Raw genomic sequence first — 25,055 nt, forward strand, 5'->3', positions numbered from 1 at the left:
TAAAGATAGAAATGAGGGACGTTCAAAAACCGGGCCGATTTTTCGCCGGAGCCCGGAGAGAGGACTCGCAGAGATTACCCGGAAATTTCAATGAGGAAGTGTTCATTCCCGGAGTTGGAGTAGATGTAGGGAACGAGGCCGGAACGTTCCCGGGCCTCCGCGAGGGGGAGCATGCCCCTGCGGTAGCGGATGTCTCCCATCTGGGAAACGTCCCGGTTGATGAGGATGGAGGCGCCTCGGTGGAAGGTGTCCAGGCCGGAGCATTGGAGGAGTTCCGGGCTGAGTTCCCCGGCGTTCAAGGAGATGCGTTTCATTCCCTCGGCATGGGGGAGATTCCGGCTTCAAGGGAGTGCTTATTTCATGCAAGGGATGGATGGAAGATGTTGTGGGAGAAACCAAATGTCTCTGGACATTTGATGTTTTCATCTGCGTTTGTCTGATGACTTTTTATCAGTGAAGTTTGAACTGATAAGAGGGTAATCAACCTGTCATAAGTAATTTGGCCGCCGGAGTGAGGAGAGCCAAATCACAAAAAAGGTTTCTGCATAGTTAATTCCTCCATATAATTCAAGGGATGAGGAATTCCATGCATTTATTTCCCTTGGTAAAGAAGTTATCCGGCGCCTAATCTTTAATTCCCGAAATCGTAATATATTCGATATTAATGTGATGTTTTTTCAATTCATTAATTATACTTTCCAATTCGGATTGAGTTGATGCTTTCTTAACCGAAACAGCAAACTTAGTTTCAGGACCATTTTTTTTCAAGAAGTTATCAAAACGAACGATTTTCTTTTTTTGATATTCAAAAAGAAATCCTTCCGACAGCGGCGTTACATCAATTATTTTGGAATGCTTGTTTATATGATTTGGTCTCTTGCCAATATATAATCCAGGAACAGTTTCGTCGTTCAGTTCTCAGGATGTTTCTTAATTAAATAAATCATCCAATGTCTGGAATTCAACATTATAGCCTCCATTTTTTGCAGGGAGCCCGTTTCCGATAATTTCAATTTTGTATTCAGAAAATAAACGTTCAATTGTTTGGTTCTCCTCATTTGTAAATTTTCCGCTAAAGATCAATGAATTTTTCTTTGGTATTAACGATTTTATTTCATTCAATTCATATACATGTTTATCATCATCAGTAGCACTTGTGATTAAAAAATTATTTGATTCCTCATGATGATGAATTGAGAATACCGGGGTTTTTCTATTTTGTGAACAGTTGCAAAAACAGAAACAGAGAAATAACATGACGGCAGGCTTCATGATTTTTATTCTTACAGTAATACATTAAGGGAATCTTCCCTCCAAATACAGAGCGTTTTATCCAACCTCTTCACCTGATGACGGAGAGTATAAGGAGTTATAATTTAGCGCAACATTTTCATATTGAATCAATTATATATAAATTTAGAATTTTCCGTTTTACAAAGCAAGCCAAATGGATCGGTTAACAGAAATGCCTTATGCAATAAGCATAAAAACGGCCTTAAGGCGTATATACCTTGTACCCAGATCGGGGCCTTTTATGGAATTTGCGCCTATTTCAGCACAAAAAAGAAACCCTCTTCAAGTTGTTTACTTAAAGATGATTGTTGATGGTGCGCCTGGCAGGACTCGAACCTGTACGCCTTGCGGCACCAGATCCTAAGTCTGGCGCGTCTACCAATTCCGCCACAGGCGCGACGAATGCGTGGGGTACTCTGCCATGTCCCGTTCCGGCGTTCAAGGCTAAACAGGCGGCTTTTTCTTTGACATTGATTGGAAGCTTCTTACAGTGAAAGCCCATGAAAAAGTTAATTACCCTGTTGACCGTCTGCTCCCTGTCTGTCTTGTCCCAGGCGTGGGCGGACGTAAAATTGCCGAAAGGCACCTTTACCACAGACCGACTGGAGGAAGCGCTGAAGACTGCCCGTGAGCAGAAGAAGCCTGTGGCGTATCTTTACACGAATACGGCTACCACCTGTCCTCTGGCTTCAGGCGCGTCCGAGGGGTTTCTTGAGGCCGTGGGCCGCCGCTGCGTGCTGGTTTACCTGCCGGTGAAGGATGGAAAGAAGTCCGGCGTAAGCGATGCCGTGAAGACGGCCCTGAAGCAGGGGAAGTATTATCCCAAGCTGGTGCTGACCGATACGGACGGAGGCCGGGCGCAGTGCTTTACCTATGAGGCGTACAAGGCCGATTCCAAGAAAACGGGCCGCGAGATTAAAAGGCAGATTACTGCCCTGTCCAAAAAGCAGGGATAAGTCCGGAGTCCGTTTTTCCGGGGCCCGGATGTCAGTTGATGATTCCCGCCGGGAACGGGAAGAGCTTCACCAGGAGGAAGTCCAGCATGCCCAGGCAGAGCGCCGCGCAGATCGCCTGCTTGGGCGTCAGGCGCGGCGTCATTTTCAACCAGGCGATGATGCCGCCATGAACGGCCGCGGAGATTCCCACGGCCCACCAGAAGAAGGGGACGCCCGTCATGGCGAAGAGGGCGGCCAGAGGATAGGAGAACGCCAGGAAGATTTTCATGATGGCCTCCCATTCATGGCCGCGCACCATGTTCAGTTGTTCGGAGAGGAGGGAGAGGTACAGGCAGGAGGGGACCACGACGCACAGGATGAGGGATAGGAGCCCTTTTTTCGCGTACCGTTCTTCCTGCGTGGGGATGTACATGCCGCATATACTGGGTCAGCCGGGGGGAATTGTCAAACATTGTCCTAGCCCGGAGCAGGGGGTGCATTATACTGGAGGCATCACGTATGTCGTCTTTTGAATTGAATTCCTCCTTCAAGCCGTCCGGAGACCAGGAGCAGGCTATCGGCAAGCTTCTCAAGTCTCTGGAGGCCGGCAACAAGCACCAGGCCCTGCTGGGCGTGACGGGGAGCGGCAAGACGTTTACGATGGCGAATCTGATCGCCCGGATGAACAGGCCCACGCTGGTGATTTCCCACAATAAGACGCTCGCGGCCCAGCTTCATTCGGAATTGAAGAGTTTTTTCCCGAATAACGCGGTGGATTATTACGTCTCCTACTTCGATTATTACCAGCCGGAGGCGTATATCGCCAGCACGGATACTTATATTGAGAAGGATTCCGCCATTAACGACGAGCTGGACCGCCTGAGTCTGAACGCGATGAATTCCCTGATGACCCGCAGGGACGTGATCGTGGTGGCGTCCGTCTCCTGCATTTACGGCTTGTCCACTCCGGAGGATTACCGGAACCTGACCCTGCGCATCCGGGAGGGGGATATCATGGACCGGGACGTGTTCCTGCGCCAGTTGGTGGAACGCCTGTTCGAACGGCAGGATTTCGATTTCCTCCGCGGCACGTTCCGCGTGCGCGGCGAGGTGGTGGAGGTTTTTCCCGCCTATTCCGAGGGGGAGGCTATCCGCGTGGAGTTTTTCGGCGACGAGGTGGAACGGGTTTCCCTGATAGATTCCGTGTCCGGCCGCGTGCGTGAACGGCTGGGGAGCTATACGTTTTTCCCGGCCAAGCAGTATGTGGCCGCTCCGGAGAAGCGGGCCGCGGCGTTGAAGGCCATCCGCCAGGAGCTGGCGGACCGCGTTTCCTGGTTTGAGAAGGAGGGGCGCCTGCTGGAGGCGCAGCGGCTGAAGCTGCGCACGGATTACGATTTGGAATTGATCGAGGAGCTGGGGTTCTGCAAGGGGATTGAGAATTATTCCCGCCATTTGTCCGGACGCCTGCCGGGCAGCGCTCCTTCCACGCTGCTTGATTTCTTTCCCAAGGATTCCCTGACCCTGATCGACGAGAGCCACGCGGCCGTGCCCCAGATAGGCGGCATGTACGAGGGGGACCGCAGCCGCAAGAATATTCTGGTAGATCACGGTTTCCGCCTGCCCAGCGCCCTGGACAACAGGCCGTTGAAGTTCCATGAGTTCATGGAGAGGCAGAACCAGATCGTGTATGCTTCCGCCACGCCCGGACCGTTTGAGTTGATCAACTGCCGTGCGGATAACAAGACTTACATTCCCGTCAAGCGCGCCGCCCGCTCCGGGGAGAAGGCTCCGGAAGGCTTCAAGGGGATTTTGTTTTCCACCCCCAAGGAGATACGCGTCAGTCCCAGCCCTTCCTCCCAGCCCGTGGAGCAGTTTGACCCCACCAAGCGCTCCACGCCGCTTATTGTGGAGCAGATTATCCGTCCCACGGGGCTGGTGGAGCCGAAGATTACCATACGCCCGCTGAAGGGGCAGATTGACGAGACGATCGCCCTGTGCAACGAACGCGTTTCCAAGCATGAGCGTGTTCTGGTGACGACGCTGACCAAGAAGACGGCGGAGGATTTGACGGATTACCTGAGGGGTGTGGGCCTGAAGGTTTCCTATATTCATGCGGATGTGGACGCCATTGAGCGTGTGGAAATCCTGCGCGCCCTGCGCGCCCAGAAGATAGATGTGCTGGTGGGCATCAACCTGCTCCGGGAGGGCCTGGACCTGCCGGAAGTGTCTCTCGTGTGCATTCTGGATGCGGACAAGGAAGGGTTCCTGCGCAATGAAACGTCCCTGGTGCAGACGGCGGGCCGCGCCGCGCGCCATGTGCATGGCGAATGCGTGCTGTTTGCGGACGTGATGACGGATTCCATCAAGCGCCTGATTGAACTGACCGATTACCGCCGGGGAATTCAGGAAGAGTATAATCGCGAACACGGCATTGTTCCCCAGACCGTGAGCCGGTCGGAACAGGGCCAGTTGAAGCTGTATTCGGAAGAGGATGAAGAGTCTTTCCGCGTGGCGGAAAACGAGGCTCCGTATGGCCTGGAAGACCGTATTGCCAAGCTGGAGGCGGAGATGAAAGAGGCCGCCTCCCATCTGGAGTTCGAACGCGCGGCCCTGATCCGGGATGAAATACGGCAATTGAGGGAAGGCCGCTGAGGAAAGTGATTTTCAGGCCGCATTCCGGACGGTTTTCCCTTCCGTTGAGTGCGGATGAAGGGAAAACGGATGAATGAATTCCTGTCCAGAGGACGTATAGTCTTTTATGCGTGTCTCCCTTGTTTACGTCAATTTTTCCTGTCTGCTCGCGTTTGTGGCGGCGGGGACGATAGCTACGGCTCCCTTTTCCGCGGCAGCCCCCCATGCGGATACGGTCGCGACGGCATGGAGGGAGGAGATTCCTCTTCCCGTTTATCCGGATGCCGAATTGGTTGATTTGTATAAGAAAACGTGGGAGATAGCCGCAGAGAGGGTCAGAAAGGGCCCGGAGGGGCTGCCTGCCTCTCCCTATCTGGACGAGAATTGCTACGAAACGGATGTCTGGATTTGGGACACCTGTTTCATGGCCCTGTTTTCCAAGTATGCGCCCAAGTCCTTCCCCGGCAAGGAGAGCCTGGATAATTTTTATTTTCCCATGTACCGGGGCGTTTCTACGCCTCTGCGCATTCACATGAGGGACAATCCTCCCCTTTTTGCATGGCTGGAATGGGAGAATTACCGGTTTTCAGGAGACAAGGCCAGGGTGGAAGGAGTTCTTCTCCGGGAGCAGTTTCTCCAGCGGCATTTCCGCTGGTTCAATACGGCGCCCAAGGGGGAACGGGCGCCTTACAGCAGCAATCCCGTTTACCTCGGAGCGGCAGGGAAGGACGGGTTTACCTGGACGGGAAGAGCCAGCGGAATGGATAATACGCCGCGCGGACGGGATTCCGGCGGCTACGACAGGATTCTCTGGGTGGACGCCATTTCCCAGCAAGCGCTGGCCGCCCGCTGTATCAGCAGTTTGTATTCCTCCCTGGGGAAGAAGGAGGAAGCCCGGGAATGGGAAGGGGAGTATAAGGCCCTGGTCCGGAAGATTAACGAGTTGTACTGGGATGAGGAGGACGGGTTTTATTATGATGTGGATGTCGTTACGAAGAAGCCGTGCCGCGTGAAGACGATCGCCTCCTTCTGGCCCCTGTTTGCCGGAGCCGCCTCCCCGGAACAGGCCGCCCGCATGGTGGAGCATGTGAGGAAGGCCGACGGGTTCGGAGGAGAGTTCCCATGGCCCTCTTTGGCCCGGAGCGACAGGGATTTTGATGAAGAGACCGGCGATTACTGGCGCGGGGCCGTCTGGCTGCCTACGGCCTATATGGCGACCAAGGCCCTGGAAGACTACGGGTATGCCGACCTGGCGGATGAGCTGGCGGAAAAGGTTCTGATGCAGCAGCTGAGGACTTATCACGAAGTCATTCCTCATACGATCTGGGAGTGCTACAGTCCTTCCGCCAACCGGCCTTCCGTGGAACATGGCCGGCGCGTCAGGCAGGATTTCTGCGGCTGGTCCGCCCTGGGACCCATTTCCCTGTTTATTGAGAACGTGCTCGGCTTTCATGAAATCAGTGCCGAACGGCGGCAGGTACGCTGGCGGCTGCGCCCGGAGAAGGGAAGGCATGGCATTCGCCGCCTGACTTTCGGTCCTGTTACAACGGATATTGTTTTTGACGGGAAGAAGAGCATTACGGTGCGGAGCAATGTTCCTTATACGCTTTATGTCAATGATGTTTCTTATTCTGTACCGGAAGGGGAAAGCGTTATTTCCCTGCCTTCCGCATGACCGGGAGATGGTAGAGGAGGGAGGGGAGTTGGCCGGAAAAAAGAGTCAGCGGCATTTTCCACTTGCCAAGGACGGATTGGAGCCTATACTCCTTCCACCATGACCCGCAAAGGTGGTATCAACAAAACCCGCAAGGCAGTCGCCAAGCGTTTCAAGGTTACCGGCACGGGCAAGGTACTGCGCCGCAAACAGGGCAAGCGCCACATCCTCCAGAAGAAGTCCAGCAAGCGCAAGCGTCAGCTTGGCAAGGTGGCTCTGGTGGACGAAACGCAAGTCTGGGCAGTCAAGCAGAACCTGCCTTTCGCCTGAACCGCGAAAACGCTCGACCAACGCCGAGCTTTCCTCCCGCTGAACGGGGGGCCTTCATGCAGCCTTCTTCCGAAGAGGAAGATAAAGAACAGGCGAGACTGTAGGGAGGTGAGGAAGAACAGTCTGTTCAAGATAGAAATAGAAATAAGCTATGCCACGTGCCACTAATGGACCGGCCTCCCGCAAGCGCCGTAAGCGCATTCTTTTGCGTGCCAAGGGTTTCCGCGGTTTCCGCAGCAAACTCTTCCGCTACGCCAAGGATGCTGTTTATAAAGCTTGGCAGTATGAATACCGTGACCGCAAGAGAAGGAAGGGGCAGTTCCGCCGTCTCTGGATCGCCCGTATTTCCGCTGCCGTGCGTGACCGCGGTCTGACCTATTCCCGCTTTATGGAAGGCCTGAAAGCCGCCGACATCGACCTGGACCGCAAGGTTCTTGCCGATTTGGCCGTCTCCGACGAAAAGGCTTTCGACGCCATCTTCGCGCAAGCCAAGAAGGCCATTGAAGCCAAGGACGGCGCCGCTCTCCGCGCTTAAGACGCCGCAGAGCCCGCAGTTCAACGAACATTAGCAGACCAGCCCCGGAGTTTATCTCCGGGGCTGTTTTTGTTTATATAACGGAGATGGCTGCGGCTGTTCATGGTGGAACCGGGCCGTAGTTCCGGATATTTGTCCGGCGGTGTCCGGGACATCCATCTTTTTCTCCAGCTTTTCATCTGCCGGGAGAAGTATTGTTTCCGTTGGTGTTTGCCTGTACCGGGAAAGGGCGGGAGTTCGGATGTCTTGTGGGCCAGGGGCTCCTGTTGGTTACCGTGTGCAGTCTGACGGACAGAGAAAAGGGCAGTCTGTTTAACGGAGATTGGCCATTTTCGGGCTGGCCCGTACTGTGCTTCATGGCGCCCGTGGACATTTCCACATCCTTGCGGCCTGTGTTTTTTCCGGTGCATTCCCTGTTTTAGAGGCAGAGGCACAGGGTATCCTTCCCGGCTGGCGGATGATGGAGAATGAACGGTCAGGTTTTTCATTTGCCGTCTGCTTCTGTCACGCTTTCCTTCCTCTTTTCGCAATCCGCTTCCTTCCTCTGTTTTTCCTGCATTTCTTGCAGCAGGCGCATTTTCCTGTTTTCCTGAATTCAGACCGGGAGAGAGTACAAGATTTGAATCCGGCCATCGGAATGGCTGAAACGGAGGGCATGGGACAAGCCGTTCCGGGCTGTTATTGCCTCTTTTATTATTGTCCGGAATCATCATCAATAGTTTTTCGATCAAAGTTGATTGAACATAAGTATTATTCAATGTTATAAATGTTTTATATATAATATTTTATGATTTTTTCATGTATTTTCCCTTTGAAGTCGTTTTGATGGTGTTCCATGTCATGGGGACGTTTAATTTCATGATTGCCCTCCGTGAGATTTTTTATTTATTGAGGTGCTGAGGGCGGAAGATTTGCGTGCATTTTTTTCTTGTATGCAAGGTATCCTACTTTATGAAAAATGTTATTTCTTCTTGTGCTTCAAAGTATTTGTGCTAACACTCCAACATATCCTATGATGAAGTTTCTCTCTCTGCTGTCATTGGCTGCCGTGGCCAGCGGATTCGGCTTGTGTTCTTCCGTGATGGGAGAAGATTTTTCTTTGCCTCCTTTACGGCTGGCGATAAGAGCGCTGGAAATGAAAGAGAGCCCGTATATAGGGCTGGCAGTGAAGGATTCCCTCAATAAGTGGGTGTTTTTTCCCCAGGATGAAGGATTGGGGAGAAAGTGGGAGATGATGCTGAGGTGGGAGGTGTTTGAAACACCAGGCTGGAGGATTGACTGGTGTGAAGATGGATCAGCCCGGGTGGTCATGGAGGATTCTGCGGGAGGCAAGGTTTGGGATGCGTGTTCCTATTTCCGGGCCAACGTGCGGAAGAAGGTCTTGCTGGCGAGCCCTGGGGGGTGGTTTCCGGCGCCTGGCACGCAGTGGATAAGAGTGAAAGGAGAGATTCCGTTTGTCGTATCCCGCCAGGAGGCTGTGACGGACCCCGTGACGGTGAAATTTGAGAAGGGTGCTTCCGTTCCTGTGGTATTGAAAAGCGCTGGTATTGGGAAGGACGGCGGGGCAGAGGACGTGAAGGCACTTGTGACGGTGGAGGAAGTGACGGACTTCGGACCGAGCTGGAAAAGCGGGGTACAGAGTAGAAAGATGCTGGGTTTCAGGGTGGAGGCGACCGCGCCTGCAGGTATTCGCGGTGTTGAGCTGCAGACCGTGGACGGCATGGCCGTAGATGTGACGAATGAGTATGATATGGGAAGGATGGACAGGATATGGGTGATAAATCCTGTAAAAGATGAAAAACTTCAGGTTTCCGTCAGGTATTCGCGGAATTTGCAGCGGTACAGTGCTGTGATTGACGACAAGGTGTCACTGGCCGGTTTTTTCAGCGGCGGGGACGGGCATGATTCCCATGACGGAGTGAAGCCCCGTGAAGCGGAGCATTCTGCCCGAGCTATTCCGGCGGGGCTTTCTTCCGGAGGCATTGTCCCGGCAATAAAGGGAGGGGAGTCCGTCATGGCGGAACTGGCCGGCATGAGTATCGAAAGCGGAGCTACGCCGTGGGACGGCCCCGGCCCTGCACGGATCGGGTTTAAGGCGAAGCTGGAAGTAAAAAGGCCTGCTGTTTTCGGAGAGAGTGCGGATATGAGGCAACAGAGCCTGGAAGTGACGGATTCCACAGGACATGTTCTGGAACCGGCCGTGTTTGATTTGGCACGGATGAGTTCCCGGCGCACAGAGAAAGGAACGGATTTGGTTTTCATTAGCGGAGAGGGTCCGGAACCGGCCTTTTCCGGAGCAGAATGGCTGCGTGTCAAGGGTACTTTGCGCGTGCCTGTAGTTGTCGTTCAGGATAGCCCCGTCTATGAATTGCCGTTGCGGAAAAAGGCTGAATTGCAAATTCCCGTGCCGGGAATGCCTGATGCCGATGAGAACGGCCATGATGTGGCGATTCCCGGAGCCCTGCCTGTCTGCCTGTTGAGTGTGAAAGATGTGGAAGAACAGGAAAACGGAGACATCCATGTGATGGTTTCCCTGGAAACGGAAGGCGTGCCGTTTGACCTGGAGTGTTTTGAATTGGTGGATGGAAACGGCATGCCTTGGAAGGATGTTGAATCTTTCCAAACCAACCTCTTGCTTCAATCGAAAGAAAACAAATGGTGCTGGAATCAGAATTTTAAGATCAGGAATGCCTCGGGAGAGGAAAAATTCCGGGTTCTTCTGAAGTACAGGGCCAATAAGGAAACGGTGAACGTGCCCGTGGATTTCATGGTGGGCCTGGGAGGCCCCCTGCCTGCGGAGGTTCCCGTAAAGAAACCCTAGTCCAGTATGAGGAGTGCTACCTGTCAGGGTCCGGGACGCTTCAGATAATGAAAGAGTGATGTGCCGCGCCAGAAATGACATATACTTTATTATATTGTTAATTAAATATTTTTGATAAATTATCATCCTGTTTTTCCTCTAATGAGAATTCCTTTTTTGTTATTGCTGGTGTGTCTTGCCGCTAGTTTTTCCGGCTTGTGTTCCTTGCCGCCAGGTGAAGATGATTTGGTTCCATCCTTGCAGGTAGTGTGGAAGAAGCTGGAGGTGGGCCGGGAGCATCCGGAGGATGATCCGGAACGGAATTGGAGGATGGGGCTGGGGGGTGTTGTTCCTGTTCCGTCCGGCTGGGAGATCGACTGGGTGGAGGATGAGTTGACGGGCGTGGCAGTGGAGGATTCCACAGGCCGGAAGGCTTCCGAGACGAAATGTTATTCCGGCGGTTTTGACCGCAAGACTGTTCATTTGCTGGTGGAACCGCAGGATTGGCTGCCGTCCGCCGGGACGCAGTGGGTGGAAGTGAAGGGGAAGCTCCCACTTGTCATTTCCTTCCGGGAGGCCGTGTCGGAGCCTGTGGCGTTAAAGCTTGAGAAAGGCGCTTCCGTGCCTTTGGTCTTGAAAGGTGCAGGCATCGGGAAGGACGGAAAGGCGCGGGATGTGAGGGTAAAGCTGGTCATACGGAAATACGGGGATGTCGCGTTGGACAGGGAATGGGAAGGGGAGAATAAGAAAATGCTGAAGGTGGAAGTGGACGCTGATGAACCGCTGGGCATCCGTGATTTTATATTGCAGGCAGTGGATGGAACGCCGGTGGCGGCAGAGATGTGTGGATGGAGCACGCTGGGCAGGGAATGGAAGATTGCTCCTGTGATGGAAGGGAAGCTTCAAGTGGCCGTCCGGTATTCGCAACACCTGCAGCGGTGCAAGGCTCTGATTGACGGCAGGGCGTCACTGGCCGGTTTCCGTGAAGGGAAGACCGGAAAGGGGCGCGGCCCTGGCAGCGGGATTTCTAAAACGGGGCATTCAGCCATGAAATCCGGCGGGATTTCTTCTTCTGAAGGCAGGCTTCCGGTCGACGAGAGCCACCCGTCTGTTGCGGCGGAAGTGACCCGATTGATTGTGGAGAGAGTGGATGCAGAGGAGGCCGGCGAGGATGCCATGCAGATGGTTTTTGAGATTGAACTGACATCAAAGACTGCGGCGGTTTTCGGGGGAGGGGCGGATATGAGGGAACAGAGCCTGGAAGTGACCGATTCTACAGGGCGCGTATTGTCCCCGGCCATGTTTGACCTGACATGGTTGAGGTCTCGGAACCTGGAGAAGGGGCAGGCGATGATATCCCTTTGCGGCAAAAGTCCGGGGCCGGCTTCGCCCGGGGCGGAATGGGTACGCATCAGGGGAACGCTGCACGTGCCGGTGGGCGTCAAACGGGAAAGCCCCGTCTACGAATTGCCGCTCCAAAAGGGAGCGGAATTGCAGATTCCCGTGCCGGGAATGTCCGGATCCGGAGGGGAGGGGCATGATGTAGCGGCGTCCGGAGACGTACCCGTCTGCCGGTTGAAACTGGAAGGGGTGAAAGAACAGGGAAACGGGGATTTGCATGCGCAGGTTTCTCTGAGCGTGGAAGGCGTGCCGTTTGACCTGGAGTGTTTTGAAGTGGTGGATGGCAAGGGATTGCCTTTGAAAAATGCCGTATCTGCCGGTAGCAGCGTCTCCATGGGGCCTTTGGGACAGGAGCGGTTCTGGCACCAAAGGTTCAAGTTCAAGGGAGGCGCGGACGCGGAAAGGCTGCGTGTGCGGTTGAAGTACAGGGCGGATGCGGAAACAGTGGCCGTGCCTGTGGATTGCACCATCGGCCCGGAAGGTCCGTTATTATAGAAAATATCTTATTTTTATCGGCTTATAATTTTTTACAATAAACTATCGTACGCTTTTACCATCATGAAGATACCTACTCTCCTGCTGTCTGTTGCAACCGGTTTTTCCGGTTTGGGTTCCCTTCCTCCCGGGGAGGAAATTTCACCGCCTCCATTGCGCCTGGAGTTGAAGCAGATGATTTTGAAGGGAAAACGCCGCCCGGCGGATCGGAAGCAAACGTGGAGCATGATGCTGGGATGGCTGGCGCCGCAGGCACCCGGTTGGGAGATTTATTGCTGCCATGATGAGCCGGTCCGTGTAACCTTGAAGGATTCCGAGGGCCGGAAGGCCCCGGATGTGAAGTGCATGGTTCTGGATCTTGAGCGCAGGATTTTCGGGCGTATGGATACCCGGGGATGGCTGCCGTCCGCCGGGGCGCAGTGGGTGGAAGTAAAGGGGGAGCTGCCGGTTGTTATTTCCTGCCGGGAGGCTGTGACGGAGCCCGTGAAGGTAAAGCTTGTAAAAGGTGCTTCCGTGCCTCTGGTATTGAAAGATGCGGGAATGGGAAAGGATGGCCGGGCGGAAGAGGTAAAGGCGGAGCTGGTGGTGGAGGATTATTGTGATGACAAGTATTCCAGAAAGGGGAGGGAAAGAAAGAAGTTGATTCTGAAATTAGTATCGGATGCGCCGGCTGGCATTTGTGATTTTGAATTGCAGACCGTGGAAGGAATGCCGGTAATGACGGGGGAGAATGCTCCAAATATGAGAAAAATGCTGAGTTTTGGCGGGATTATTGATTTTTTGATGGATTTTGATATGGACCCTGACAAAATATTCCCGGAACAGCCGGAACCGGTGAGCTGGGGCTCAAAAATGATGACCAAGACATGGGCTATTGATCCTGTGGAGGAGGGGGAATTGCAAGTGTCCGTCAGCTACTCGCAGGGCTTGCGGCGTCATAGGATTTTAATTGACCAGAAGGCTTCCCTGTCGGGATTTTTTGAGGGGAAGGATGGCACGGAATTCAATGATAAATGCGAGTCTTCCGTTAAAAGGGCGCCAGCTACGGGTGATGCCGCCAGGCCTTTTTCCGGTGTTGTGAACACGGATGGGAAAAGGGTTTCGGCATGGCTGTCTCTTTTAAGTGTTGGAAACCGGGATGTGTTGGCGTCCGGGGCCGATTCCATATGGATGGATCTTGAGCTGGCAGTAAAGGCGCCTGCTGTTTTCGGAGTTCGTGCCGATGTGGAGAAACAAAATTTGGAAGTAACTGATTCCCTGGGCCATGTGATGCCCCCGGCCGTGTTTGACCTGACATGGCTGTTTTCCCAGACTGGAGAGGAAGGGATGGCATGGGCCACACTTTCCGGTGAATGTTCTGGACTGGCTTCCCCGGGAGCGGAATGGCTGCGTGTCAAAGGAACCTTGCGCGTGCCTGTAGCCGTCGTGCGGAATAGTCCCGTTTATGAATTGCCGTTAGGGACAAAGGCTGAATTGCAGATTCCCGTGCCGGGGATGGCTGATACCGGTGAGAATAGCCATGATGTAGCGGCTGTGGGAGATTCCCCTACCTGCCAGTTGAGTTTGGAAAACGTGGAAGAGCAGGAACATGGAGGCGTGCAGGTAACGGTTGCTCTGGAAGTGGAAGGCGTGCCGTTTGACCTGGAGTATTTTGAGTTGGTGGACGGCAACGATGTTCCCCTGAAAAACATTAAGTCTGTTGGATTCGGACGCTCATTCAGTCCCAACGATCAAAGGAGTTCCTGGGATCAGGATTTTAAAATCGGGAGTATTGACGGCATGGAAAAACTCCGGGTGCGCCTGAAGTACAAGGCCAATATGGAAACGGTGGATGTGCCCGTGGATTTCAAGATCGGACTTGGAGGCCTTCTGCCGCAGACTTCTGCCGTAAAGCAGCCGTCATGGAGGAAGACTGAATGATTGCAGAGTCCTTCGCTTCGATGTCCCGGACTGCCTGAGATTCTGAAAAAACATGGTATCCTTCTTGATGAAGTATCTTGTTGATCTTTGTGTTACGACTTTTTAATTTTTATACGCAACCTATCCTGTGATGAAAAAATCCATTTTGCTGTTATTGTCTGTCGTGACCGGTTTTTCCGGTTTGTGTTCCTCTCCGGCTGATGAAGATGTTCCTCCGCCGGAAATTCTTTTGGAAGTGAAGGGGCTGGAATTGCAAAAAGACAATCCGGATGAAGGGGGAGAATGGAATATATGTGTGAAAGGGATGGGGATTCGCATTCCTGGCTGGAATATTGACTGGTGTGAGGAGGAGGAGGCTTGTATGACGGTGTCGGATTCTACGGGACGGAAGGCTCCGAAAGTACAGTTTGTATCCTGGGTGTTTGTCCAGCAGGAAAACCGTGTAAGAGTGTTTCTCCCCGGGTGGATGCCTTCCGCCAGGTCTCAATGGGTGGCGGTAAAAGGGGAAGTTCCCTTTGTCGTTTCCTGTCGGGAAGCCGTGACTCCTCCCGTTGTCGTGAAGCTTGCCGAGGGCGCTTCCGTTCCTCTTGTGTTGAAGGAAGCGGCCATGGGCAAGGACGGTTCTCCGGTGGACGTGAATGCTACTCTCGTGGTGACTAGGTATAAAGATGTTGGATTTGCTGGAGGAGAGTATAAGAAGTTGCTGGAACTTGCAATGCGGACGGAGTTTCCCGTAAGTCTCCGTGATATTGAGTTAAAAACAACGGACGGGATGCCGGTGAAGCACAGCGAGTGGACTTACGGAAGACTGAGTAGGTCCTGGGGAATGGAGAAGGTGGAGGAGGGGGAACTTCAGGTGTCCGTCAGGTATTCCCAGGGGTTAAGGAGGTGCAGGGCCGTGATTGACGGTAAGGCCTCACTGGCTGGTTTTTCCATGGGAAAGAACGGCTGGGGCGCCCAGGGCGGCCGCAAGGCAGACGGTGCGCCTTTACCCGTTCCTATGAAAGCGAATGAGAAAACCGGCCTGTGCGTCGGGGCGGAGTTGATCGGCTTGAGCATTGAAAACGAAAGCAGGGAGGAAGAGGAGACTGATTCCCCACAAATGTTGTTTGATGTTGAATTGTCGGTAAATAGGCCTGCTGTTTTTGGAAGCAGTGCCGATATGGGGGAACAGAGCCTGCCAGTGACAGATTCCACCGGAAGGACGTTGTCTCCGGCCATGTTTAATTTGACGTCCCTGAGGTCGGAATATTGGAAGGAGGGACTGACGATTCTTCGGTGTCAGGGGAAGGTGGCTGGATTTGCTTCACCCGGAGCGGAATGGCTGCGTATCCAAGGAACGCTGCACGTGCCTGTGGCGACCATGCAGGAAAGCCCCGTCTATGAATTGCCGCTGCTGAACGGAGCGAAACGGCAAATTCCCATACCGGGAGCGACTTCAGCAGGCGGAGACGGCGTTGACGTGCTGGTAGCGGAAGATGCCCCCTCCTGCCAGTTGAGTCTGGAAAATGTGAAAGAGCAGAAACATGGAGGCGTAAGGGTAACGGTTGCTGTGGAAGTGGAAGGCGTGCCGTTTGACCTGGAGTGTTTTGAATTGGTGGACGGCAACGATGTTCCTCTGAAAAACATTGAGTCTGCCGGAACCGGACACTCATTCAGTCCCGAAGATCAAAAGAGTTCCTGGTATCAGAATTTTAAAATAGGGAATATTGACGGCATGGAAAAACTCCGGGTGCGCCTGAAGTACAAGGCCAATATGGAAACGGTGGAGGTACCCGTAGATTGCAAGATCGGACTTGGAGGCCTTCTGCCGTAAGGCAGCCGTCATGGAGGAAGATTGAATGATTGCAGAGTCCTTCGCTTCGATGTCCCGGACTGCCTGAGATTCTGAAAAACACGATTTTCTTCTTGATGAAGTATCTTGTTGCTATTTGTGTTACGATTTTTTAATTTTTATACTCAACCTATCCTGTGATGAAAAATTCCGCTCTGCTGTTATTGCTGTTTGTCGTGACCGGTTTTTCCGGTTTGTGTTCCACTCCGGCTGATGAAGATGTTTCTCCGCCGTCTTTGCAATTGACATTGGAGACTTTGAGTGTGGCAAAGAGGATTTGGGATAAAGATACGGAGAAAAATTGGAATATGATTCCGTGTTGGGCCGTATCCCATGCTCCCGGCTGGAAAATCGACTGGTGTGAAGACCAGTCAGTACGAGTGAGGATGGAGGATTCCAAAGGGAGGACGGCTCCGGATATGAAGGTTCCGGATATGAAGTGCCATTTTTTGACTTCTGACGACAAAAGCGTTTTGATTGTGGAATCCCTGGGCTGGATGCCGTCTGTCGGAGCGCAATGGGTGAGGATGAACGGAGAAGTTTCGTTTGCCGTCTCCCGGGAGGAGGCCGAGACCGACCCGGTAACGGTAAAACTGGTGGAGGGGACTTCCGCTTCGTTTGTATTGAAGGGAGGTGGTTTGGGGAAGGACGGCAGCGCAGAGGACGTGGAGGCAAGGATTGTGGTGAGCGAGTACCGGGATGCCCTGCCTGCCGAAGCGGAATTGAGAAGAGGTAAAAAGTTGTTGAGGCTGGAAGTGGAAGCGGATGTTCCGCTGAGCATTCGCGGCATGGAGCTGCAGACAACGGACGGAATACCGCTTGCAGCCTCAGAGGATTGGGAATGTGGAAGGTTGGGAGGAAGCTGGGATATCAATCCTGTGGAGGAAGGGGAATTGCGGGTGCTGGTCAGGCATTCACGGAATTTGCGGAGGTGCAAAGCACTGATGGACAGCAGGATGTCCCTGGCAGGCCTTGTCAGGGAGGGGAATGGGAAGAAGCCCGTTGAAGAGAAACCGGAAAAGCCTCCGGTTACGAATGCCGCCTGTATTCGGGCGGCAAAGGGGGAAAGGCCTGCAACGGCGGAACTGGCAGGATTGATTTTGGGTAGTGATGAAATATTTGCGCAGGGCGCTGATCATGGACAAATGGTATTTTTTATTGAAGCGAAGACGAAGGCTCCTGCGGTTTTCGGCAGAAGGAGTGATTTGAAAGAGCAGAGACTGGAAGTGACGGATTCCACCGGACGTACGCTGGCTCCGGCCGTGTTTGACCTGTACCACCTAAGTCATTGGAGGGGCAGAGGGGGAAACGGGGTGATTGGAGTGGACGGCAAGTGTTTGAGCCTGGCTTCACCCGGAGCGGAATGGCTGCGTATAAGGGGAACGTTGCGCTTGCCCGTAGCCGCCATGCAGGAAAGTCCCGTTTATGAATTACCCTTGATGGAAAGAGCGGAATTGCAGTTTCCGGTACCGGGAACGGAGAATACCGGAGAAGGGGAGCGGGATGTAGCAGACGCGGGGGAGGCCCCTTTCTGCCGTTTGAAGCTGCAAGATGTGAAGGAGTTGAAAAAAGGGTTCCTAGTGGTCTCCGTTTTCCTGGAAGTGGAAGGGGTTCCGTTTGACCTGGAGAGGTTTGAACTGGTGGACGGCAAAGGGAGGATTTGGGAAAACGCCGGACCTGAAACGAGAGCGAATTTGATCACATGGGGGTCTCAGGAAAAGAAACAGAGCTGGTACCAGAACTTTGAGATCAGGAACGCGGAGGATGTGCAAAGCCTGCGGATACGGATGAAGTACAGGACAGGCGTGAAGATGGTGGACGTGCCGGTGGACGACATGATCGGGCTGGGAGGTCCGGTTCCGCAGAAGACCGGCAGGAAAATGCCGTGAGGCGTCATGGCTGCCGCCCTTCCGTGTTTTTCCGTATGGCATGGTTGCCGCTTGAGCGAAATGGCAGCCGGGTATATTATTATTTGTACTTACTATCATGGATAGCGTTCTTTCTATTCTTACGACCTCCGCCATTATTTTTGGCGTTGTGATGTTGTTCAATTTCATGATTTTCGTTCATGAACTGGGGCATTTTTTTGCCGCGCGCTGGCGCGGCCTTTATGTGGACAGGTTCCAGATCTGGTTCGGCCGTCCCATTTGGAAGAAGACCATCAACGGCGTTCAGTGGGGGCTGGGCTGGATTCCGGCGGGGGGCTTCGTGTCCCTGCCGCAGATGGCTCCCATGGAGGCCATTGAAGGGTCCGTGGAACTTCCCAAGGATTTGAAGCCCGTCAAGCCGCTGGACAAGATTATTGTGGCCGCTGCCGGCCCCGTCGCCTCCTTCCTGCTGGCCGTGCTTTTTGCCGTAGCCGTCTGGCTGGTGGGCAAGCCGGATTTCGAGATGGGCGTAACGACCGTCGGATTCGTGGCTCCGGACAGTCCCGCCGCCCAGGCCGGCATTCTGCCCGGCGACAAGATCGTGAAGGTGGACGGCCGCCCCGTGACCAAGTGGGCGGGCAACATGGAAGGCGTGCGCGAGCTGATCATGCTGGGAGAAAAGGACAAGGTGACGTTCACGATTCAAAGGCCCGGAACACCGGGCGAGCTGGATATCGCCTGCGGGTTTAGGATTCCGGAAACGGAGTGGTGGCAGCGTTCCGGCATGCGCCAGGTGGGGCTGATGCAGGCCATTCCCTGCGTGGTGGGGGAAGTTCTGCCCAATTCCCCTGCGGCCCAGGCCGGTTTGAAGGCGGGGGATTCCATCACCGCCGTCAACGGCGTGCATGTCTGGAATCCGTCCGCGCTGGATGTCCCGTTGAAGAAGGGAGAGCCCCTGATGCTGGATGTGACGGGCAAGGATGGAGCCGTGCGCCAGGTGACCGTGCAGGGAAGGCTGCCTGAAAATTGGCACAACAGCCAGGACGGTTCCCTGCTGAAGGGCGCCCAGCCCATTCTGGGGGTGGTCTGGGATTTAAGCGCCGTGGGCCGCGATGTGACCGTGCATCCTACGCCGTGGGCCCAGATCAGGCAGAGCCTGAAATGGATGGGGGATACCCTGGCGAAAGTTGTTGCGCCCGGCAGCAACGTGGGCGTGGAGCATCTTTCCGGTCCCGTAGGAATCGCCAACCAGTTTTACAGGATGTTTTCCCTGGATGAAGGGTGGAAGCTGGCGCTGTGGTTTTCCGTGGTGCTGAACGTGAACCTGGCCATTCTGAATATCCTGCCCCTTCCCGTGGTGGACGGAGGCCACGTGGTGATGAACACGATTGAGCTGATTTTCCGGCGTCCCCTGAATGTGAAGGTTCTGGAGTTCGTCCAGTTCGGGTTCGTCTTCCTGCTGATGGGCTTTTTCCTGTTCGTGACGTTCAAGGACGTGGGAGAGTTTTTCGGCAAAAAGCCTTCCAAATTGCCTGATCCGGTGTTCAGGGCCGTGACGGATTAATTTCCCTCCGGCCGGGGTCTGCGGTTCCCGGCTTCCTGGTATGAAGGGTTCCTTTGCTGTGCGTGTCCTGTTCCGGTGCGTGGTGCTGGCGTTCCTGGTTTATGCCATGCTCCTGACTTGGTGGACTCCGTTTACCGGGGACAGTTTCATGCATTCCGTCTTTGGGGTGCAGCACCGCCTTTCCTTCTGGCCGGTGCTGGAACGCTGCTGGTGGTCCTACTTGAACTGGAATCCCAGGCTGGGGGAGTTTCTGGCTATTTTTACCGCGACGGCCGGGAAATGGCTGTTCTGCCTGGTTAATCCGTTTGTGGTTCTTTCCCTGGCGCTGATGATGTTTTATCTGGCGCGGGGGAGGCGGGTACGGCCTGGGGACTGGCGGGACGTGCTGCTGTTTACTGTGGGGGGGCTGCTGCTTCTGACTTCTTCTTCCAGGCCGGGCATCACGATGTTCTGGCTGTCCGGAGGGACGAATTACGCGTGGGCGGCCGCCGTATGGTTGGGATTTCTGTGCCTGTACCGCGGCTTGTGGGCGGGGAGTTCCCGGATTCAGGACAGGCTTTTTTCCTGGTTCTGGATTGGCGCGGCAGGGTTTGCCGCCGGAATGACCAATGAGAACCAGGTCCCGGCTTCCCTGGGCATGCTGTTTTTGTTCTGGCTGTATGCCCGCTGGAAGGGGCGCAGCCTGCCCCGCTGGTTTTTTGCGGGATGGGCCGCCCATGCCATAGGGGGAGCCTGCCTTCTGCTGGCGCCCGGCAATACGGCCCGCCTGCATTCGGAGACTGCCGGCGGGGCGGCCGTTCTTCAGTCCTGGGGGGAACGCTTCGGTTCCATTCCTGAATTGTTGAATGCCTTTTACGAGTTCATGCGGTTGCCGAAGGTTCTGCTTGCCGTCGCCGTACTGGCTCTGGCCTTGCTCGCGTGGCGGCAGGGGCGGCGTGTATGGAGTGGGACGGCGGGGCACCGTGTTTCCGCCAGCCTGTTGTTCATTCTGGTGGCCCATGCCATGGCCGTCAGCTTTTTCGTGCGCGTTGTTCCGGCATGGCATGCCATGTTTTCCGCCACTGTCCTGATGATGACGGGCGTGCTCGGATTGTACGGCGTGTGGATGGACCGGGCGCCCAGGCCCTGGGTTCCCGCCTGCATCCTGGCGGCGGCCGGAGGGCTGGCCCTGTGGATATGTGCCGGGTATCTGGACGCCTTTCCGCGCATCCACCGCCAGTGCGAGGAGAGGAGAGCCTTCATCCGCCATGAGTTGGCGCAGGGAAAAAGAAACATTGTGGTTCCTCCGTATGAACCGGTGCCTTTGGCGCCTTACGTTTCCGTCATGTGGCGGATGTGCAGCGGAGATCCGGATGAGTTCATCAACAGCTCGGTAGCGCGTTACCTGGGGATTGAGAGCATCCGTGTGGATGTATGCGGCGACCGGGTTCCCCAGTCGCGGCGTTGTTTTAAAGGTTCCGGGGAACGGGATTGAGGCCCGGGGAAATGGCTGCGTGACGCGTCCGGCGCATGCGGTTTTGCGTTAAACGTGGCAGGCGTGTTGATGCGGCGGCCATAAATTTGTTGGATGAGGTGGCCTTCCTGCCGCATTTCCATTTGTCCGCAAAACAATTGCCGTGCGCTCAGGGGCTTCTTCCTGCCGGAATCCGGCACAGGAATGAGTTCATCAACTATCGTCCTTAGCAACATGATCAAATTGATACATTTCTCCTGGCAGGATACCTGCCGCATTGAGAAGAACCGCCTGTTCCGGTCCCGCGGGCAGGATTCCGCCATTATTCTTGAATGGGAAGGCGGCATGCCTTCCCTGCTGTTCTGGCCCCGTTACCATTCCGTGGAACGTCTCGTTTACAATCCGGCAACGGATTCCTGTTTCGTGGTCAGCCGGGAAGGCTGCTTCAGGACGACGTGCTTTTCCGAGAGCGTTACGGGGCCGCATTTCACCCTGCATGAGGCTAGCCGGACCCTGTTCTACCTGATTCCCAAGAATGCCAACAGCACGCAGATGGGAACCATCCTCCACGAGCTGGGATTCCATCCCAACCAGAGCAGCCCGTCCAAGGTGTGGGACGATGTGGCCCGGCGCCACTTGGTGTACCACCAGGATTATGATGAGACGGTACACGGGGACTATAAGCACGTGGCGGTTTACCGGGATCCCCTGGACCGTTTCATCAACCTGGCGAATTACGCCTGGTGCATCGACCGTGGCCTTTTTCATCCTTATACCCGGGAGTGCAGCACGAAGAGCGCCCTGATTGATACGCTGCTCCTGCTCATTTCCATGAACCGGAGCAATCATCCCGGAGTTTTTGAGCAGCATCTTGAGGGGCAGGCCTGGTATTACCACCATGCTCCGCGCATTGACGTGGTCATACCCATTGAAAGGCTGAACGATTACATGCGGCAGGTCATGAAGGTGGAGCCGTTTTTCTGCAATGTGGATTCCCGCAGTGAGCTGACTGCCGGAGACATGAGTGCCGGACACATGGACATGCTGAGGGATGTGTGGAGCGAGGATTTCAACTTGAAGGAAGAGTACGGGCACCTGTTCTGGGAGGGAACGGAGAGGCCGTGAAGATGATGGAGGGAAAGGCTGAAGCTTCCTGCTGCCGGCGTTCTCTTCTTCCGCCTGACGTACCTATACCTGGATAACTGTTTTCAAGTGCGTTGAAATGATCATACGCCTGATGCGGTCACAGGGGATGCGGGTGATTTTGGAGACGATGCGGGCATAGGCCTGGAGCTGAGCTCCGTGGCGTTCCCGGAGCTGTTCCGCCGTGTCCGCATGGTCCGTCTTGAAGTCCACGATGCAGGCGGAATCTCCGTCAATGACCAGTCTGTCAATCACACCGGAAATCCAGACATTCCCGTCAATGGCTTCAATGCGCTGTTCCTTCATCACGATTGCCGTTTCCGCCGGCATGAAGAGTTCCCTGATGGCGGGTACATCCATGCATGCCGCCACGGTGCGTTCCGCTTCCGTGACGGGGTGAAGGACCCAGTGCGGTTTGTCCTCCCCATTCCAGCGGGTGATCCGTTCAAAAACGGCATGGACGGCGGACCCGAATGCGGCCGATTCCCGCAGGGCGGCATCGTGCATGCTGCGGAAAAGGCCGTTTTCCCCGTCCAGTCCGGAGGGGGAGACGCGCTGCCTGAGAAGCGGCTTGTGAACGGGCCATTCGGGAGCGTTTTCCGGTTCGGTCCGGGTGTCCTTTTCGGGAAGTTCCGCATACCATTCCGGTTCCCCCCGCGAGTAGAGGCATTCCGCGCCCGATTCCGGAAGCGTGTCTTCCGTACCGCATGAAGCGGCCAGAGCGGCGGAACGGATGATTTTCCACATGGATTCCGTCCTGAGTTCTCCCTTGCCTTCCCTGCCGGGCAGAATGATATGGCAGGCGCGCCTGGCGCGGGTGAGCGCTACGTAGAGTTTGCAGAATCCGTCGAATTGCTGTGTCGCCTTCCATGATTCGTACAGCGCGTGGAATTGGGGGACGGCGGTATATACCTGCTTGGAAGGGGCCATGACGATACCCTCAACGAGGCCGTTCCCGTCCCTTTTCACAAAGTGGGTCAGATGGCGGCTGTCCGCAAAGGGGGCGTCCTTGCCTATCTGGGGCAGGATGACCATGTCGAATCCGAGCCCCTTGGATTTATGGATGGTCATGATGCGGACAATTCCTCCGGAGGGATCCTCCCGGCGCGTCAGGTCTTCCATGCGGCGTATCCATTCGTCCAGGGATGCGCCGCGTTCGTCCACCTGTTCCGCTTCGTTCATCCAGACGGAGAGGCGGTCCCGGTGGAAGTCAGTCAGCTCCACCCCAGCCAGGGCCATTCTTTTTTCCAGTTCCGTCATGATGGCGGCGTATCCCTCGCGCTCCAGCACCATGTGCCAGCCGTTCCAGTCCATGCCCGGCCTGCGGTCCGGACTGATGAGGGGATGGAGGGGGGAATGGGAGAGCAGTCCGGAGATAAAGGCGTCCCCCGGCGAAAGAAGCCACCGGAAGAAGGACAGCAGGGTTTTCCCCAGCGGGGAGTCCTGCCCCACGGGCACGTCGTCGCATACTTCCGCCGGCCAGCCGTGGGAAGTCAGCCATTCCCGGACGATCAGGGCCTGGTTTCTCGTGCTGACCAGAACGGCGACGTCCAGGCCGCGCCTCAGGGCGTTTGACTGTTCCAGAATGTCGGCCATGGCCTGGCACACCAGGTCATTGGCGGAGGTTTCCTCCGCCCTGGGCGTCTGCCATATCCGGGCGCATCCCGTGCGGGAGGCCAGGGAGGGCGCGCAAACGTGGGGCGGGTAGTCTCCCCATTGTTCCAGCGCCGCCTGTCCGCAGTCCGCTGCCGTCCGGGCGTAGTCGCAGATGTCGTTGACCATGTCCAGCACGGGCTGCACGGAGCGGTAGGAGGTGGCCATGCCGCGCTCCTCCAGATGGAGCTGTCCGGCGACGGAGCGGAAAAGCGCCGGATCCCCTCCGCGCCATTGGTAAACGCTTTGCTTGAGGTCCCCCACCACGAAGATGCTGCCTTCCTGCTCCTCCCGGGTGTCTGTCAGGTCGTCCAGGAACGGCTTGATCACGCGCCACTGGGACTGGGAGGTGTCCTGGAATTCGTCCAGCATCCAGTGGTCGTAGCGGCAGTACATGCGGTACTGCAGGTCTCTTTTCAGTTCCGGAGTGACGGCTCCGTTCCCCAGCATGCGCGTGACGTCGTGGAACAGGAATCTGCCCTTGTTCCGGACCAGGGCGGAGTATTTATCCTCAAAGATGCGCATCAGGCCGTGCGTGGAGCGGGTACGGTGCAGCGCCTGAAGGGTTTCCATCCGCAGCCAGCTTTGAATGAGTTCATCCAGGGGGGGAGACCAGAAGTCCCGGAATTTCTCCCGCGCCTCTTCCATGGTGAGTTTTTTTTCCGTATCGTGGAATTTCAGCCGTCCCAGCTTGACGTATGTCGAGAATCCGTTCAGAAAACGCAGGAACATTTCTTTGTTTTTTGCTCCGTTCCTGCCTTCCGGCGCAGGCATGTCCCGCGCCCGGTCCATTAAGGCGTGCAGCGCGGCGTTGAACCGTTCCAGCGGAACGGGAGGGAGCAGTTCTTCCGGGGTGAAGCCCAGTGTGGCGGGATTGCCCCATTTTCCGGTATCCGACTCATCCAGGAAGAGTTCGTGGTAGGTGTTGAGCCTGCGGGCCATGGAGTCTTCCGCATCCGCGGCTTCAGCGTCGGAGTCCGCTCCGGAGAGGAAGGCGTCTTCAAAGCTTTGCTCCTGTTCCGGGTTCAGGGAACATTCCCGGTACAGGGTGAGCAGGGCTTCCCGGCGGGCAAGCTTTTCCGCGGTGGTGTCTATCATGCTGAAGCCGCTGACTCCCAGTTCAAAGGTGCTGGTCGCGGCAATTTGCGCGAACAGGCTGTCAATGGTGCAGAGGTTGAGGCGGGAGAGCTGCTGGACGAGCAGGCGGAGCATGTGCCGGAAACGTTCCTGGCAAAGGTGTTCCTTCTTCCAGGATTCCGCGGCCTGCGGCCAGAGTCCCGGTTCTTCCGGCGTTCCCTTGATGACGGCCCAGAGCCGGTCCCTGAGGCGGGCGGCCCCGGCGGAGTCCGTGGCACCGGCCGCCAGGTCCGTCAGAATGCGGTCCTTGAATTCCCCGGCGGCTTTCCGGGTGAAGGTAACGGCGATGAGCCGTTCCGGGTGGCTGCCGCGGTTCAGTACCAGCAGGGCCAGGAAGCGCAGGGAGAGCTGGTAGGTTTTTCCCGTGCCGGCCGAGGCGGAGATGAGGATGTTGGTCAGGGCGGACATG

The 25,055-nt window shown here is 55.4% G+C and carries 18 protein-coding genes and 1 tRNA gene; 14 read left to right on the top strand and 5 right to left on the bottom strand.

The features are described 5' to 3' along the window. Positions 1–74: 74 nt before the first annotated feature. From HMPREF3039_RS06100 to HMPREF3039_RS06105, 3 genes are all read right to left on the bottom strand, one after another. Positions 75–314 carry a hypothetical protein gene (locus HMPREF3039_RS06100; protein WP_067571518.1) on the bottom strand — a complete coding sequence of 80 codons (240 nt, stop codon included), beginning with the start codon at positions 312–314 and terminating at the stop codon, positions 75–77. 616 nt (positions 315–930) lie between these two features. Further along, complete coding sequence (locus HMPREF3039_RS13690) at positions 931–1,272, bottom strand: hypothetical protein (RefSeq protein WP_147549562.1); 342 nt, start codon at positions 1,270–1,272, stop codon at positions 931–933. A gap of 333 nt (positions 1,273–1,605) precedes the next feature. Next, positions 1,606–1,690, bottom strand: a tRNA-Leu gene (locus HMPREF3039_RS06105). 103 nt (positions 1,691–1,793) lie between these two features. Between HMPREF3039_RS06105 and HMPREF3039_RS06110 the strand changes: the two genes are divergently transcribed. Continuing rightward, on the top strand, positions 1,794–2,249 hold the full coding sequence (locus HMPREF3039_RS06110; protein ID WP_067571520.1) for a hypothetical protein: 456 nt from the start codon (positions 1,794–1,796) through the stop codon (positions 2,247–2,249). A 31-nt stretch (positions 2,250–2,280) separates the two neighbouring features. Here HMPREF3039_RS06110 and HMPREF3039_RS06115 read toward each other — a convergent pair whose 3' ends face one another. Then, on the bottom strand, positions 2,281–2,661 hold the full coding sequence (locus tag HMPREF3039_RS06115; RefSeq protein ID WP_067571522.1) for a hypothetical protein: 381 nt from the start codon (positions 2,659–2,661) through the stop codon (positions 2,281–2,283). Positions 2,662–2,747: 86 nt separating this feature from the next. Between HMPREF3039_RS06115 and HMPREF3039_RS06120 the strand changes: the two genes are divergently transcribed. The 13 genes from HMPREF3039_RS06120 (at position 2,748) to HMPREF3039_RS06180 (ending at position 21,838) form a co-directional block, all read left to right on the top strand. Continuing rightward, complete coding sequence (locus tag HMPREF3039_RS06120) at positions 2,748–4,880, top strand: excinuclease ABC subunit UvrB (protein WP_067571524.1); 2,133 nt, start codon at positions 2,748–2,750, stop codon at positions 4,878–4,880. Between the two features lie 106 nt (positions 4,881–4,986). Continuing rightward, complete coding sequence (locus HMPREF3039_RS06125; RefSeq protein ID WP_067951992.1) at positions 4,987–6,534, top strand: MGH1-like glycoside hydrolase domain-containing protein; 1,548 nt, start codon at positions 4,987–4,989, stop codon at positions 6,532–6,534. Positions 6,535–6,633: 99 nt separating this feature from the next. Further along, positions 6,634–6,843 carry a 50S ribosomal protein L35 gene (gene rpmI / locus HMPREF3039_RS06130; protein WP_012420592.1) on the top strand — a complete coding sequence of 70 codons (210 nt, stop codon included), beginning with the start codon at positions 6,634–6,636 and terminating at the stop codon, positions 6,841–6,843. Positions 6,844–6,994: 151 nt separating this feature from the next. Beyond that, positions 6,995–7,378, top strand: a complete 384-nt coding sequence (rplT, locus tag HMPREF3039_RS06135) for a 50S ribosomal protein L20 (RefSeq protein ID WP_067571526.1) — start codon at positions 6,995–6,997, stop codon at positions 7,376–7,378. 322 nt (positions 7,379–7,700) lie between these two features. Continuing rightward, on the top strand, positions 7,701–8,144 hold the full coding sequence (locus HMPREF3039_RS13695) for a hypothetical protein (RefSeq protein ID WP_147549559.1): 444 nt from the start codon (positions 7,701–7,703) through the stop codon (positions 8,142–8,144). A 246-nt stretch (positions 8,145–8,390) separates the two neighbouring features. Continuing rightward, complete coding sequence (locus HMPREF3039_RS06145; protein WP_067571530.1) at positions 8,391–10,199, top strand: hypothetical protein; 1,809 nt, start codon at positions 8,391–8,393, stop codon at positions 10,197–10,199. A gap of 225 nt (positions 10,200–10,424) precedes the next feature. After that, positions 10,425–12,074: a hypothetical protein gene (locus tag HMPREF3039_RS06150; RefSeq protein ID WP_067571532.1), complete on the top strand. Its 1,650-nt coding sequence runs from the start codon at positions 10,425–10,427 to the stop codon at positions 12,072–12,074. A gap of 63 nt (positions 12,075–12,137) precedes the next feature. Next, complete coding sequence (locus tag HMPREF3039_RS06155) at positions 12,138–13,994, top strand: hypothetical protein (protein WP_147549556.1); 1,857 nt, start codon at positions 12,138–12,140, stop codon at positions 13,992–13,994. A 466-nt stretch (positions 13,995–14,460) separates the two neighbouring features. Further along, positions 14,461–15,810 (top strand): hypothetical protein, encoded by a 1,350-nt coding sequence (locus tag HMPREF3039_RS06160; protein ID WP_231863858.1) that lies wholly within the window; start codon positions 14,461–14,463, stop codon positions 15,808–15,810. 326 nt (positions 15,811–16,136) lie between these two features. Further along, a complete protein-coding gene (locus tag HMPREF3039_RS06165; RefSeq protein WP_147549550.1) occupies positions 16,137–17,717 on the top strand; it encodes a hypothetical protein in 1,581 nt (526 codons plus the stop codon). A 97-nt stretch (positions 17,718–17,814) separates the two neighbouring features. After that, entirely contained in the window at positions 17,815–19,260 is a 1,446-nt protein-coding gene (gene rseP / locus HMPREF3039_RS06170) for an RIP metalloprotease RseP (RefSeq protein ID WP_067981900.1), read from the top strand. A 40-nt stretch (positions 19,261–19,300) separates the two neighbouring features. Continuing rightward, positions 19,301–20,734: a DUF6056 family protein gene (locus HMPREF3039_RS06175; protein WP_067571540.1), complete on the top strand. Its 1,434-nt coding sequence runs from the start codon at positions 19,301–19,303 to the stop codon at positions 20,732–20,734. 213 nt (positions 20,735–20,947) lie between these two features. Beyond that, positions 20,948–21,838 carry a hypothetical protein gene (locus tag HMPREF3039_RS06180; RefSeq protein WP_067981896.1) on the top strand — a complete coding sequence of 297 codons (891 nt, stop codon included), beginning with the start codon at positions 20,948–20,950 and terminating at the stop codon, positions 21,836–21,838. A gap of 63 nt (positions 21,839–21,901) precedes the next feature. Here the strand turns inward: HMPREF3039_RS06180 and HMPREF3039_RS06185 are convergent, their stop codons facing one another. Next, positions 21,902–25,054, bottom strand: a complete 3,153-nt coding sequence (locus HMPREF3039_RS06185) for a UvrD-helicase domain-containing protein (protein ID WP_067571544.1) — start codon at positions 25,052–25,054, stop codon at positions 21,902–21,904. Position 25,055: the final 1 nt, after the last annotated feature.

The organism is Akkermansia sp. KLE1798 (assembly GCF_001580195.1).
Classification (GTDB): Bacteria; Verrucomicrobiota; Verrucomicrobiia; order Verrucomicrobiales; family Akkermansiaceae; genus Akkermansia; species Akkermansia biwaensis.